Below are 13,983 nucleotides of genomic sequence, written 5' to 3'. Positions count from 1 at the left end.
GGTTATTTAAGTTGAAATTCAGGTTGTCTTACCAAATGACGCAAGAGTAAGTACACTTGAACATCAGTATTCATGGGTAGTGACATGTCCCAAGAACCATTTTCAAACATATTGGTGTTCTCAAAAGGTTCCCTAAATACGGTTATGGCGGCATCATATTGGGAATCTTCCAAAAGTCCTTTGGGAGTTATTTTGTCGATGATGGCCCTAGCTACTACTTCTGGATCGTTTTCGGAGGCTCCGTCAGCTCCCGTTGCGTTTGTGGCCTCAATTCCAAATGTTATGAATTGATCCTTGTCCGCGGCGTGGAGATTGGCAAGTAACTCCTCCATACTTAACCATCGGCCAATGATAAAGTTGGTATTGATCCATTCCCTGTCCCGTTGCCAACCTGCCACATCAAACGGGTCAAAAAGTTCTTGCCCCAATAATTCTGAGCTACCAATGGCAAACGATAAGTTACTATCATCATAGGTAAAATTAGTTTCCTTGAAAAAGTTTAAATAAAGATCAAAGGGACTTTTTATGATAACACCAATTGCAGTTTCATCAAAAAAGTGCTGGCTTTTAAATAACTCTGAAAGTACTGGGGCAATTTCAAAGTTACTGGAAACCATTCTCTGTGCCATTCCGTTGATGATATCTGGAGCGTTTCCTCCCTCATCATTTGTAGAATCTGGGTGTACAAAAAATTCGTATAGTTTCTTGCAGATGAAACCAGCAATTAAATCAGCTTTTTGGGTAAAGAGAATATCAATGGTATCATCATAGTCCCAATTTCCTGTTTGACCAAATATCGTTTTGTTTTCCGTATTGAAATGTTCTGGATTGAACGTTACTTGCGTACATCCTTCTTCACCACGTTCGGTATATCCAGAAAGTGATTTGGAAGTTTCTATAATATCTTCTTCAGTATAGCCATTGCCTTCTCCCAAGGTAAAAAGCTCATAAAGTTCACGGGCATAATTTTCGTTTGGGTTGTTACCTCGGTTTCTAACGCCATCTAAATAATAGAGCATAGCACTGGTCAAACCAATTTCGCTGACGAAGGTTCTAAAGTTTCCTAGAGCGTTACGCTGTAGACAATTTATATAGTAATACAGAAAAGAATTACAATTATAAACATCCAACTCTGTAACAAAATGATTGCTCCAAAAGAAACTCATTCTATCCCTAAGGTTATTGTCCAGTAGCGAATTAACATAGGAGAGTGTAAACTCTTCTTGTTGAGCTCGCCTTATCTGTCTGGCCAGGTCGTCATCTTCTGGGTAATTGGCGTTTGTCCAATCGGCCCATTCAGGGGCTGGGATAACAGGTGCAGCTAGGGCTTGGTTCACTAAATTGTCAACAAGATTACCAGCCGTATCTCCAACAGCTGCATTAATAGTCTGTACCGATGCGCTAAAACCTAGCCTTCGGTATAAGTGTTCAGCACGGATTTTATCCAGTGGTGTATTGTACTCCGCTAAAGGTGAGGAATTACAATTGATGAAGTACTCCATAACAATGTTTGGGGTTAAGAAAGTCCATAGTTTAGGGGCAACTATATGTTTAGTTGATGTTGGTGTGGTTCAATTGTGCCAACAAATTACAATAGTTAACGTTGTTTTTGCCGTGAACTGTTAAATTTTTCGATGAACTGCATATTTTTTTTAATATTTTTCCGCATTTATGGGAAAACATAATGAGTTTGGAAAGCTTGGGGAGCAAAAAGCAGTGGATTTTCTGCTTAAAAAGGGGTATGAAATCCTATACAGGAACTATAGGTACCTGAAGGGAGAGATCGATATCATTGCTAAAAAAGAAGATACACTATGCATAGTAGAAGTAAAATCAAGGACCAGTGGCTTTTTTGAGACTATTTCGGATACCATAACTAAGAAGAAGATCGGACTCTTGGTCACAACAGCAAGTCACTATGTTGAAGAAAATGATTTGGATGTAGACGTACGATTTGATGTAATAACCATCATTAAAAAACAGGAAAGGTTTGAAATAGAACATCTGGAAAATGCATTCTATCATTTTTAACCATTTGTTTTATTTGTAACAATATGTTATTTTTGTATCAAACTAGACCAAATGAAAACAATATCTGCCGTAGTTGAGCATTACATCAAAAAAAAACCATTCTTACAAAGTGCCCTGGCCCAAGGTATCATCAACCTTACATCATTGTCCAGACAGATAAAACCTGAAATCTCTGATGCTTTAGGTAAGGATGTAAAAGACGGCGCTATTGTAATGGCGCTCAAACGGCTTTCTGATGATTTGGAATTTCGCGCAACGCACAAAATTGTTAAGGTCTTAAAGAATATTGGGGAAATTACGGTACGCTCTTCTTTAACGGATTATACTTTTTTAGCTTCTGATACCATCTTGCAACAGCAGGCCAAACTTTTAGAGGAAGTAAATGCAAACCAAGACGTGTTCTATACTTCTTCAAGGGGGGTAAATGAAATCAATATTGTCATCAGTAATATAATGGATGGTGTAGTGGAAAAATATTTTAAGCACGAACGCTGTACCCAAAAAGCAGAGAATCTTTCATCAATAACGGTTAAGCTTCCAGCAGAAAATGTCTCCGTTCCAGGAATTTATTATTTTATCTTTCAACGACTGGCTTGGGAAGGTATCGTGCTTTACGAGGTGATTTCAACTACAAATGAGTTCACTATTTTGGTTAATGAGGAACAGGTTAACGTTGCCTTCAAAACAATTAAAGATTTGAAAACCTTATAACCAGGCAAGTAATGAACTAAAGTATTGTCTTTTTCGTTGTTAAGAAAGAAATATCCCTGATCAATAATGAAAAAAAGAGTTCTGTTCGGCCTATTGGCACTATTGTTCGTATATATTGGTTATCTACTTTACATATTTGTTTTATCGCCCAAGACCAATTTACAATCCATTTATCTAATTCCGAAAGATGCGGTTTTCGTCATTGAATCCGATAAACCCGTAGAAAGCTGGGAGAAAGTAAGTAAAAGTGAGGGCTGGCACCACCTTCAAAAAAATGGATATTTTGCCGAATTGACAGAGAATATCCAGAAGGTCGACACGATTTTCAATAATAACCATAAACTGTTCGAATTTTTTGATGGTAGGTCGCTCTTTATTTCCATCCATATGGTTTCGCCTAAAGATTATGGTATTTTTTATGTGCTGGATTTAAAACGCATTGCCAAGCTCAAGCTCTTAAAAACCTATTTGAACACTTTGCTCAATGATAACTATACGCTGAGCAAGCGAAATTATCATGATCACGAAATTCTTGAGGTTTATGACCGCAAGAACAAGGAAACCATGTATCTGGCCTTTGTAAAAAATCAGTTGGTAGCTTCATATACCCATACTCTTGTTGAAGCATCAATAGATCAATATCAAGAACCTATTCTGGGTAGGGACCTTAACTTTATTGAGATCAATAAAAAAGTAGGGTATGAGGATTTGTTCCGCCTATACCTGCAATATGATTTCTTGGATGAATATTATAAACGTTTTTCCGATAAGCCAAATGATTGGGTCAATAGGATGAATGAAAATTTTCTGTTTTCAGGGTTCAGCTTTGACTTGGACGAAAATGGTACAATTACCGCCAATGGATTTACAAATCTTGATGAGACGAATCAAAACTATTTAAAAGCGCTTCAAAAATCTGGAACAGCAGAACGCACTATACCTAAAGTTGCTCCAAAACGAACCGCGCTATATGTGAGCTATGGGTTTGAGAGCTTTTCTGATTTCTATGATAATTTTGAGACGGTTCAACAAGATAATCCTGAACAGTTTGATAGCTATGAGGAGGGAATATCGAAAATCGAAAAATTTCTAAAAATCGATATAAAGGAAAATTTTGTGAGCTGGATAGGTGATGAAATCGCCTTGCTTCAAATTCAATCCACTATTACAAAAGGAAAAAATGAAGTGGCGTTGGTACTCAAGACCAACAGCCAAGAAGATGCAAAGACAAATCTGGATTTCGTCTTAAAACAGATAAAAAAGAAAACACCGGTCAAATTCAAGGCCGTAACTTATAAAGGACATGAAATCAACTTCCTTTCAATTAAAGGATTTTTCAAAATAGTATTAGGAGGTCGCTTTGAGCAGTTTGATAAACCCTATTTTACGATTATAGATGATTATGTAGTGTTTAGCAACAACCCCAATACGCTTAAAAGTATCATCAATGACTTTACGGACAAACAAACCTTGTTGACTTCGGAAGATTTTCAAGATTTCGATAAAAAATTTGAAAAAGAATCCAGTCTGTTCGTTTATAGCAACATACCGGTTTTGTACTACAACATGTACGATTTGGCCGATGGTAACACTAGGATGCAATTGCGAAAGAACAAAGATTTTATTATCTGTTTTCCGCAGGCAGGTTTTCAATTGACACCCGAAGATGATTTGTTTGAGAGCCGATTGGTGGTCAATTATCAAGATGTGGAAAAGGTTAAAAAGAAGGCACAGTTTCAAGAAGATACTATGCGACCCAAACCTAAAAATCAGCCTATAAAACAACAAGGGATTACGGAAGCTATCTTTAATTTAAAACCGATATACCCTTCAGACCTTAATGCAAAATTATATATTAAAAAGTATCCGAACGGAAAACCCAGATTTGAGGTCGAGCTAAAGGACGGTCTTAAACATGGTCGTTATACGGAATTCTATACCAATGGTACTGAAAAAATAACAGGGCGTTTTAAAAATGACCAACAAGTGGGTACTTGGCGGTACTACGATGATAAAGAAGAGTTGATTCTAAAGAAACGGTTTTAAGGATAATTTTTGTAGAACTACCTGGAATCGACTTTCATTTAGTAACTTCATTTCCCAAACCAAGAGTTACTACAAATGAAAAAGGCCTTCCAAGCAACAGTAATACTTCTTTTTGTTTTTTCAGCCCATTTTGGAATTTGTCAAGATTTTTATTTTCCAGAACGTAATGAAGCATGGCAATCCGCTGAAAAGAATCAATTTTCTTTTGATGAAAGCAAGTTGAAGGCAGCAGTAGATTTTGCAAAGCAGAACGAATACTCTGGTTCTAAGGATTTACGCCAAGCCATTTTAAAAGGCTTTCAACGCGAACCGTTTCATGAGATTTTAGGACCTACCAAGAAACGTGGTGGGCCTGCAGGAATGATTTTAAAAAACGGGTATCTCCTTACATCATGGGGAGATACCAAGCGAGTGGACATGACCTTTAGCGTGACCAAAAGTTTTCTTTCCACAATGGCTGGATTGGCCGTGGATAAAGGACTAATTGCCAATGTAGATGACAAGGTTGAAGATTACATTTGGGACGGTACTTTTGATGGCAAGCACAATAGTAAAATCACTTGGGAGCACTTGCTCCAACAGAATTCAGATTGGTCGGGCGAACTTTGGGGACTAAAAGACTGGGCAGATAGGCCTCCAAAAGAAGGTGATTTGGACGATTGGAAATTTAGAAAGCTCAACGAACCAGGTACGGTAATGGAATACAATGATGTTCGTGTTAATGTTTTATCCTATTCGCTTACCCACGTTTGGCGCAAGCCCATGCCAACGGTATTGAAAGAAAATTTTATGGATAAGATAAATGCCTCAACAACATGGCGTTGGTATGGCTATGACCATGCCTGGACCGAAATTGATGGGATACAAATGAAATCTGTTACAGGTGGTGGACATTCGGGAGCTGGTCTTTTCATCAGTACCGAAGATATGGCTCGATTTGGTTTGGTATTCCTTAATAATGGTAAATGGGAAGATGAACAATTGATAAGTGAAGATTGGATTGCAAAAGCCGTTGCACCTTCCGTACCAAACACAAATTATGGATACATGTGGTGGTTAAACAAAAAAGGGTCTCGCCATTGGGAAGGAGTTCCAGAACATATTTTTTATGCTGCTGGTTTTGGAGGTAATTTTATTGTGATAGACCAAAAAACGGGATTAATGTTGGTCACCCGATGGTTGGAACCCAACAAAATAGGGGAGTTTGTTAAACTGGTTTATGATGCTTTCAAATAAGCTTGTGAACGTTAATGCCAGAAGTTTGTCAAACTGAGCCTGCCTGTACCGAGCATAGTCAAAGTATCGAAGTGTATTTTAAACATCTGCAATAAAGTAACTCAATTTTTTAGCTTGATATCGCAAAACCCAAACGTAATGCTATTCTTTATATCCGAAGGATTATCGTAATCCCTAAAGACCTTCTCTCCAATTTCAAAAGGAACAGGGGTTTGAAAAATGGGCCCATCAAAACAAAAAGTATGAAATTCCCCATTTTCCCCACAAGGGTCAATATCCTCTGGAAATTTTTCAACGAGTTCCACAGACAGTTCCTTTCCGAGAAAGGATGCATTCAATTTGGAATTGTTGATACATACAATCACCGCTTTGAATCCTAATTCAATAAATTCATGAATCAAGGCTTTGGTATCTTTCTTCCAAATGGGAAAAATGGGTTCAATGCCAAGAGGTTGGAGCATATCTTCACGATATTGCTTTAAATCGTCTAAAAAAATATCACCAAAAACAGTTTGTGTGTATCCTCTGGATTTTAAATCCAGGACTTTGTTTTTCATTAGGGCATTGTACTCATCCATACTTGGGTTCTCAGGAACTTCGAGGATATCCAAAGGTGTTCCTATAGCTTTGGCCTGTGCTTCTAGAACCTCCCTGTGCAGACCATGCATGGACACTCTGTTATGATGTTTATTCAAGGTCGTTAACAAAAGGTCGATTTCTACGTTATTTTTCCGTTGTAGGTAATAAAACGCCAAAGCTGAGTCTTTTCCAGAACTCCAATTGAAATAGGTTTTTGTTTTTTTTGGCATGACCCTAAGATAAAATTTTAACCCTATATATTTTATGATGGTATTTTTGAAATCGTCCGTATGTTGTTGATTCAGATGTCAAATGCCGTCTAAATGTCGGGTCAAAACCCATCAAATTCCTTGGGCTTAATTTATCTTGGACTTAACATTGCTGAAAGAATTTAAAAGAGATTGCCATGCAACAGCCAGAGTTAGGATTGAAGATTGTAGAACTAAGAAAACAAAAGGGATTCACCCAAGAAGAATTGGTTGATAGGTGCAACATCAATGTAAGAACCTTACAACGAATCGAAAGTGGAGAAGTGTCCCCAAGAAGCTATACGATAAAAACAATTTTATCAGCCTTGGATTACGACTTTGAGACCCTACATCAAACAGATAATGAAAATGCTGTTAATAGAATAATTACAGTACCTCCAAAGGAAGCGAAATCCATCCATAACTTATTGACCGTTTCATTGATAGCTGGAATTTTATTTTTAATTGTAGCGGTATTCGAAGGAATCGCAGATTACATTCGGTTTGAGGATGGAGAATTAATTTACGGCACATGGGGACACGTTGCAATGAAAATTTTGGTGCTTGTTTTTAATACCCTGTTTATCTATGGTTTTTTGATATCCGGAAAACTACTGAAAAGCTATTTAATGAAAATTGCTTCAGTATTATTTATTTTTATACTCTTCCTTTTCTATATCTATGATATTATTTCAGTTTTTCACGATACCTTCGGTTTTGAAATTGTAATACTGGCGGAATCGATTTCTTTTGGTGCTATAGGAATTCTATTCGGGATAGCTATTTTGAAAGTTGGAAAGCAATTAAGAACTATAGCTTTTGCAGCTGGTGGCATGGAAGTATTGATGTCCCTTTGTCTATTAACAGTTTTTTTGGCTCCATTGGCCTTGTTTTTATTTTTTCCCACGGTTATCGTTGAGGTGGTTTTGCTCTACAAAATAATAACCTTAGTAAGGGAACAAATGTGATAGATACTGTTTTTTTAAGTCAAGAGCTGCGTAAAACCCCTTAAAACCGTGAAGTTTTTAGATGATGGTTGTGCTACTTTTGGTTTGATTAAAAACCTGTCTTATGATTTTCTTCTTTGGAACCCGAGCATCGAAAATTAAGGAGCGAAAACTAAAAGGCACAGCTTGTCCCTATTGCCAAACGAAAGATTCATTTACGGTTTCAACTTTCAGCAAGTATTTTCATTTTTTCTGGATTCCCATAATACCACTTTTCAAGACCCATGTTGCAGAATGTTCACATTGTAAGAAAACCTATTCAAAGGCACAGTTTACTCCAGAGATGTTGAGGAGCCTAGAGAATGAAAATAGGATTGATCCTGCGAAAAGACCCTTGTGGCAAGGTTGTGGATGTTTACTGTTGGTTGTTGTTTTTGCTGTTCTTTTTGGTTTGTCAATGTATGGGGTGTACATGCGTGCCAACAATCCGAATGCAGCAATTGAAAAAGTTGATGCCAGAAGACAACTTTTAGATGTTGATATAGCCAAGATGACAAAGGAAGTACAACAAAAAGATACCTTGGCCTTTGCCCTAAAGTCTTGTGTAGATTATGATATTGTTGATGGTCTGGATACAGGAAAAATTGAATATTTTACGAAGCTAAAAGAGGATAAGCTTTTGATATTGATGAAGGTAAGCGATATCAAAAAAATAGATGTCCAGTATAGAAAAGAGCTTATTGATGTTATTGAAGATTGCCTGTATGCTATGGATCGTGATAACTTGATAAAGGAAACGTATATTGGAGTTGAAGGAAAATGGAATACGGTTCTGGTCAAGACCCCATTTGATGAAGATTTGGGAGGTCGCTTTGCGGATAAAAACCTGTTATTGCCCTTCTATGGGATTAGAGATACAACTTTAACTACCACAAAAATTAAGGATACCTTCATGCTTGAATAACTAGTTTTTATTTATTTCAACAGAATTTACCTAAGCTATCCCATTGTGTAACATCTAAATCGTCTGGTTATAAAAAAGCAGTGAATTTATAAATTAACATATTATGTCTTTTAGATACAATGGAATTAACTATTCCTTAGCCTCTAGAAGCATTACTTTTTTATTAAAATTGGACGCATTGAGCATGATAAACCTATTGTTTTGAAAAGAACCGCTATATGGATGATAAATATCTCTTCCCTTGTTTTCCCTTAACTTTTCTTGTGTAACCTCTCCATTTTCATTGTATGAATAATCAAACAATGCTGTGGATTGAAGCCAGCCCTTTTTGGCCTTTATCCTTCCGTCCTCTTTTTCTTTAAGGTTTTTTCCGGCATTGAACAATATATGGAGTCTTTTATCCAGAACAAAAGCATTATATGACGGTGCGTCGGACACCTTAAAAATACTGCGTCCCCATTTCAACTTACCATGATTGTCAATACTTAGAATTAGAATGTTGTTATAGTGAAATGTGGTCATCCAATATCCGCCATATTGACCATTATTGATATAAACCTGAGTAGTATAAAACTGTTCGGCAAGGAGAGTTATATTTCCACGCTCATCTTCAATTACGTAATCGAGATAATAATTATTAAGCTCTTTGTCTTTTTTGGATTCGATTCTTTTGGAACTGTATATATCGGCTAAAACTGATTCGGGCAACTTGGTCTGTTCAGTTTCAATTATATTGATTTCATCTTTTTCAACAATAAATTTGCTTAGACCAGAAATTCTTCCAGCAACCTTAGTGGAATAAAAACCGTAGAGATGAAGTTGGTTTTCCTTTTGAATAATCTTCAAATCGGCAATATGCTGACTCTCGTTCAACTGAATTCGATTTGAAAAAGTTTCGCTTTCTGAAGTTTTGTTTATTACAATCGAATAATTCGGAATTTCATCCACTCGTCTTTCGTCCCTGCCTTCCTCGTACTCTTTGCCAATTGAGAATACCGTGCCCAAATCATCAATGACCATGTCAAAAGATTTGAAAAATTTTTCTGGATTCTCAAAAAATGTTTGTTGATAAACCAATTCCATTGTTTTGGAACTGTAGACATGGATATTATACGAATTGGAATTCTTTTTAATGTTGTCGGTTGCCACGGCAAAGAAAGTACCGTTGGGAGAAGTGGCAAAATTAGTCTGACGCTTATTTTGCCCAGAGAACAACACTTGCTTTTTTTCAACTGTAGTTTTAAAAAGTTCAACAAATTGATAAGACCTTTTTTGAATATCAAAAACATAACATCTGATTTCCCGCTCCGTTTTTTTAGGTGCAAACACAGTGAATATTTTCAGTAGGTCATTGTGCTCCAAACGCCCAACAATTTCTTCCTTTTTGTTCAATACTATGACTGCATTGAAAACGCTGTTTGCATTTGAATCATAAACGTCAAATGCTAGTTTGTTTTTCCCGGTGCTTGCTGTGGCAATCTCACCACTTGAAGCAATATAGGCCGTTTCGATAGATGAGATTTTGTTTGTATCTGGAAACGCTTCAGACTCGGTTATATCAAAATATGTGCTTTGGGAATATAATAGTTGGAACGAGATAAGCAATAAAAAATGGGTAGTCGTTTTTTTCATTCTAGGTATGATTTGGTCTTATAATTATAGTAATTTTATTGTTTTAAACTAAAGTTTCATCGTTTCGTAATGGTTTCAAAACTTTCAGTGCCTTTTCCACGCTAGTAATCCCTTCAAAGACCAATAACAAACGCAATCCGTTTCGGGTTTGTTTTTCTTTTAACTGGCATTGTTGTGGGTGACTTTGTACATATTGCAAGACCCTTGTAAATGCTGCGGTTTGATAAAATGGCGACTGTTGGTCAGATAGAAAATAGCCAATGAACTTGTTCTTTTTTAAAATTACCTTTTCCAATCCTATACCGTTGGCAATCCATTTGATACGAACCGAATTGAACAAGTCAACAGCTTGGGTAGGCAGTTCACCAAAACGGTCTACCAGTTCCGCTTCAAACGTATTCAAACTTTCTTCATCTTCAATAGTGTTCAGTTGGGTGTATAGATTTAATCGTTCCGTGATGTTATTGATATAGTCATCGGGAAAGAGCAGTTCAAAATCGGTGTCCAGTTGAGTTTCTTTCACAAAAACTTTTGGTTTTTCTCCTTCTACTTCCTCATAAAGCTCCTTGAACTCGTTTTCTTTAAGTTCTTCAATCGCTTCGGCGAGTATTTTTTGATAGGTTTCAAAACCGATTTCATTGATAAACCCACTTTGTTCTCCGCCCAATAAATCACCTGCCCCACGAATCTCCAAATCTTTCATGGCAATATTGAATCCACTGCCAAGCTCGGTAAACTGCTCTAGGGCCTCAATACGTTTTCGGGCATCGGGAGTCATGACTTCGTGCGGGGGAGTAATAAAATAGCAGAATGCCTTTTTATTGCTTCTTCCTACCCGACCGCGCATTTGATGCAGGTCACTAAGTCCAAAATTATTGGCATTATGGATAAAAATGGTATTGGCATTGGTGACATCCAAACCACTTTCAACAATGGTGGTTGATACCAGAACGTCAAATTCCCCGTTCATGAATGCGAGCATTAAAGTCTCTAGTTTTTTGCCTTCCATTTGACCGTGACCGATTCCGATTTTGGCATCCGGAACCAATCGTTGGATCATTCCTGCCACTTCTTTGATGTTTTCAATTCGATTGTGGATAAAGAACACTTGTCCGCCGCGTTGAATCTCATACGAAACAGCATCACGAATGATTTTTTCGTTAAAGCGAATCACCCGGCTCTCAATAGGGTAGCGGTTTGGTGGTGGCGTTGTAATTACAGAAAGGTCACGTGCGGCCATCAAACTAAACTGTAGCGTACGGGGAATGGGCGTTGCCGTGAGTGTCAACACATCCACATTTTCTTTGATGGACTTTAACTTGTCCTTTACGGCAACTCCAAATTTTTGTTCTTCATCAACAATGAGCAGTCCCAAATCTTTGAACTGCACACTTTTGTTCACTAGCTGATGGGTGCCGATGATGATATCGATTTTACCTTCGGAAAGGCTTTCGTGAATGTCTCGTTTTTCTTTGGCAGTTCTAAATCGGTTGAGGTAATCGACCATAACGGGCATTTCCTTTAAACGCTCCCCGAATGTTCTGGCATGCTGAAAGGCAAGAATAGTAGTTGGTACTAAAACAGCCACTTGTTTACCATTGTCAACAGCTTTAAAAGCGGCCCTAATGGCAACCTCTGTTTTTCCAAACCCAACATCACCACAGATTAAACGGTCCATTGGACGCTCACTTTCCATATCCTTTTTTACATCTTTTGTGGATTTTTCTTGGTCAGGTGTATCCTCATAGATAAAAGAAGCTTCCAGTTCATGTTGTAAGTAGCTGTCCGGAGCGTATTGGAACCCCTTTTCCAAACGTCTCTTTGCATAGATTTTGATAAGGTCAAAAGCAATTTTCTTGACACGGCTTTTTGTTTTTTGTTTCAATTTTTTCCAAGCTGCAGAACCAAGTTTATAGATTTTGGGAGGAGCTCCGTCCTTGCCATTGAACTTTGAAATTTTGTGGAGCGAATGGATGCTCACGTACAGAATATCACGTTCCCCGTACATCAATTTGATGGCTTCTTGCTTTTTGCCCTCAACGTCTATTTTTTGTAATCCTCCAAACTTGCCGATACCGTGGTCAATATGGGTGACATAGTCGCCAATCTCTAACTTATTAAGCTCTTTTAGGGTAATTGCCTGTTTTTTGGCGTATCCATTCTTAAGATGAAATTTGTGGTAGCGCTCAAAAATTTGATGGTCGGTATAGCAGACCAATTTTAAATCGTGGTCAACAAATCCTTGAAATAGGGGAAAGACTATGGTTTTATAATGGATACTTCGACTACGTTCAGTATCCGAAATACTCTCATTTTTTTGGTGGCTGACCCTTTCGGCTCCGCTCAAGACAGGCATAGTCGAAGCCACATCATCAAAAATATCGTGAAAACGCTTGGCCTGCTGATCGGTTGAACAAAAAATATAATTGGTAAAACCGGCTTCATGATTATCATTGAGGTTTTCAATGAGTAAATCAAACTTTTTGTTGAACGAAGGTTGGGGTTTGGTATTGAATGTTATTTCGTCACTTTGACTCCGCTCAGTGACCAAACCTTGTTCTTTCTGCAGGTTGAGTGAAGTCGAAGCCCCAATTTCCACCAAACAAAACTTCTGCAATTGTGTTTTTAAAAGAGCAGAGTTAAGAAACAATTCCTCTGGCCTTGAATGTTTGATCTCGTCGCTGAGTTTTTTGAAACTATCTTCGGCTTTCTTAAAAAATGAATCGATTCGGGCATAGACCAAATCCAATCGTTTTGAAAATATGATGGTCTGTGGCGAGATATATTTTAAAAAACTTTCCCGTGATTCTTGTAAAAACTTGTTTTCCACATTAGGGATAATCGTGATGCGCTTCACCTTTTCGGTTGATAGCTGTGTTTCTAAATCAAAAGTTCGGATGCTCTCAACTTCATCCCCAAAAAATTCTATGCGGTAAGGTTCATCATGTGAAAACGAAAAGACATCCACAATACCGCCTCGAACTGAAAATTCCCCCGGTTCGGTTACAAAATCCACTCTTTTAAACTGGTATTCAAAAAGCACTTCGTTCAGAAAGTCAAGTGAAAGCGTATCATCCAACTTAATTTTCAAAGTATTTTTATCCAATTCTTTACGAGTGACCACCTTTTCAAATAACGCATCGGGATAGGTTACGATGACCGCAGGTTTTTTTCTGGAATTTATGCGGTTCAACACCTCGGCTCTCAACAACACGTTTGCATTGTCAGTATCTTCGATTTGATAAGGATGACGATAACTGCCCGGATAAAAGAGCACTTCGTTTTCACCTATCAATTGCTCTAGGTCATTCAGATAATAAGCGGCCTCTTCTTTGTCGTTCAAGAGTACCAAAAACGGCAAATCACTATTGTTGAAAACTGTTGAAATTGCAAAAGATAAAGCGGAGCCGGTAAGACCTCTTAAAGAAATTGTATTGCCTCCTGTGTTATCGTGAGTTTCGGATTGGGCAATGGCAGATTGCAATTTTCCTACTTGGGAAGACTGTTCAAATAATTGCGGAACGGACGATTTGGTCAATCCAAAAAGATTTTCAGCAAATATAGATTGAAGAAAAATTATAGGCAACGC

The 13,983-nt window shown here is 37.6% G+C and carries 10 protein-coding genes; 6 read left to right on the top strand and 4 right to left on the bottom strand.

Features of this window, described 5'->3' with window-relative positions; genetic code table 11:
• Positions 1–2: 2 nt before the first annotated feature.
• Positions 3–1,502 carry a DUF1800 family protein gene (locus LV716_RS05785; protein WP_163416810.1) on the bottom strand — a complete coding sequence of 500 codons (1,500 nt, stop codon included), beginning with the start codon at positions 1,500–1,502 and terminating at the stop codon, positions 3–5.
• Between the two features lie 169 nt (positions 1,503–1,671).
• Here LV716_RS05785 and LV716_RS05780 point away from each other — a divergent pair, with 169 nt between their 5' ends.
• The 4 genes from LV716_RS05780 to LV716_RS05765 all read left to right on the top strand — a co-directional run bounded on the left by LV716_RS05780 (position 1,672) and on the right by LV716_RS05765 (position 6,024).
• Positions 1,672–2,031: a YraN family protein gene (locus LV716_RS05780; protein ID WP_163416809.1), complete on the top strand. Its 360-nt coding sequence runs from the start codon at positions 1,672–1,674 to the stop codon at positions 2,029–2,031.
• A gap of 51 nt (positions 2,032–2,082) precedes the next feature.
• Positions 2,083–2,742: an aspartate kinase gene (locus LV716_RS05775; RefSeq protein WP_163416808.1), complete on the top strand. Its 660-nt coding sequence runs from the start codon at positions 2,083–2,085 to the stop codon at positions 2,740–2,742.
• 66 nt (positions 2,743–2,808) lie between these two features.
• Positions 2,809–4,788, top strand: coding sequence for a DUF3352 domain-containing protein (locus LV716_RS05770; RefSeq protein ID WP_233759242.1), 1,980 nt, complete (start codon positions 2,809–2,811; stop codon positions 4,786–4,788).
• A 75-nt stretch (positions 4,789–4,863) separates the two neighbouring features.
• Positions 4,864–6,024 (top strand): serine hydrolase, encoded by a 1,161-nt coding sequence (locus tag LV716_RS05765; RefSeq protein WP_163416807.1) that lies wholly within the window; start codon positions 4,864–4,866, stop codon positions 6,022–6,024.
• 101 nt (positions 6,025–6,125) lie between these two features.
• Here the strand turns inward: LV716_RS05765 and LV716_RS05760 are convergent, their stop codons facing one another.
• The gene (locus tag LV716_RS05760; RefSeq protein ID WP_163416806.1) at positions 6,126–6,833 is read right to left on the bottom strand and encodes a diphthine--ammonia ligase; all 708 of its coding nucleotides are present in this window, start codon (positions 6,831–6,833) and stop codon (positions 6,126–6,128) included.
• A gap of 176 nt (positions 6,834–7,009) precedes the next feature.
• Between LV716_RS05760 and LV716_RS05755 the strand changes: the two genes are divergently transcribed.
• Together LV716_RS05755 and LV716_RS05750 are read left to right on the top strand one after the other, a co-directional pair.
• Positions 7,010–7,819: a helix-turn-helix domain-containing protein gene (locus LV716_RS05755; protein WP_163416805.1), complete on the top strand. Its 810-nt coding sequence runs from the start codon at positions 7,010–7,012 to the stop codon at positions 7,817–7,819.
• Positions 7,820–7,922: 103 nt separating this feature from the next.
• Complete coding sequence (locus LV716_RS05750; protein WP_163416804.1) at positions 7,923–8,762, top strand: zinc-ribbon domain-containing protein; 840 nt, start codon at positions 7,923–7,925, stop codon at positions 8,760–8,762.
• A 129-nt stretch (positions 8,763–8,891) separates the two neighbouring features.
• On the opposite strand, the gene LV716_RS05745 is transcribed toward LV716_RS05750, so the two are convergent.
• Positions 8,892–10,394: a hypothetical protein gene (locus LV716_RS05745; protein ID WP_163416803.1), complete on the bottom strand. Its 1,503-nt coding sequence runs from the start codon at positions 10,392–10,394 to the stop codon at positions 8,892–8,894.
• 43 nt (positions 10,395–10,437) lie between these two features.
• Positions 10,438–13,932 carry a transcription-repair coupling factor gene (gene mfd, locus LV716_RS05740; protein WP_163416802.1) on the bottom strand — a complete coding sequence of 1,165 codons (3,495 nt, stop codon included), beginning with the start codon at positions 13,930–13,932 and terminating at the stop codon, positions 10,438–10,440.
• Positions 13,933–13,983: the final 51 nt, after the last annotated feature.

The organism is Flagellimonas sp. HMM57 (assembly GCF_021390175.1).
Lineage (GTDB): Bacteria > Bacteroidota > Bacteroidia > Flavobacteriales > Flavobacteriaceae > Flagellimonas.
Note: the sequence above shows the minus strand (reverse complement) of the source record. Positions and strands in the feature narration are given on the sequence as shown.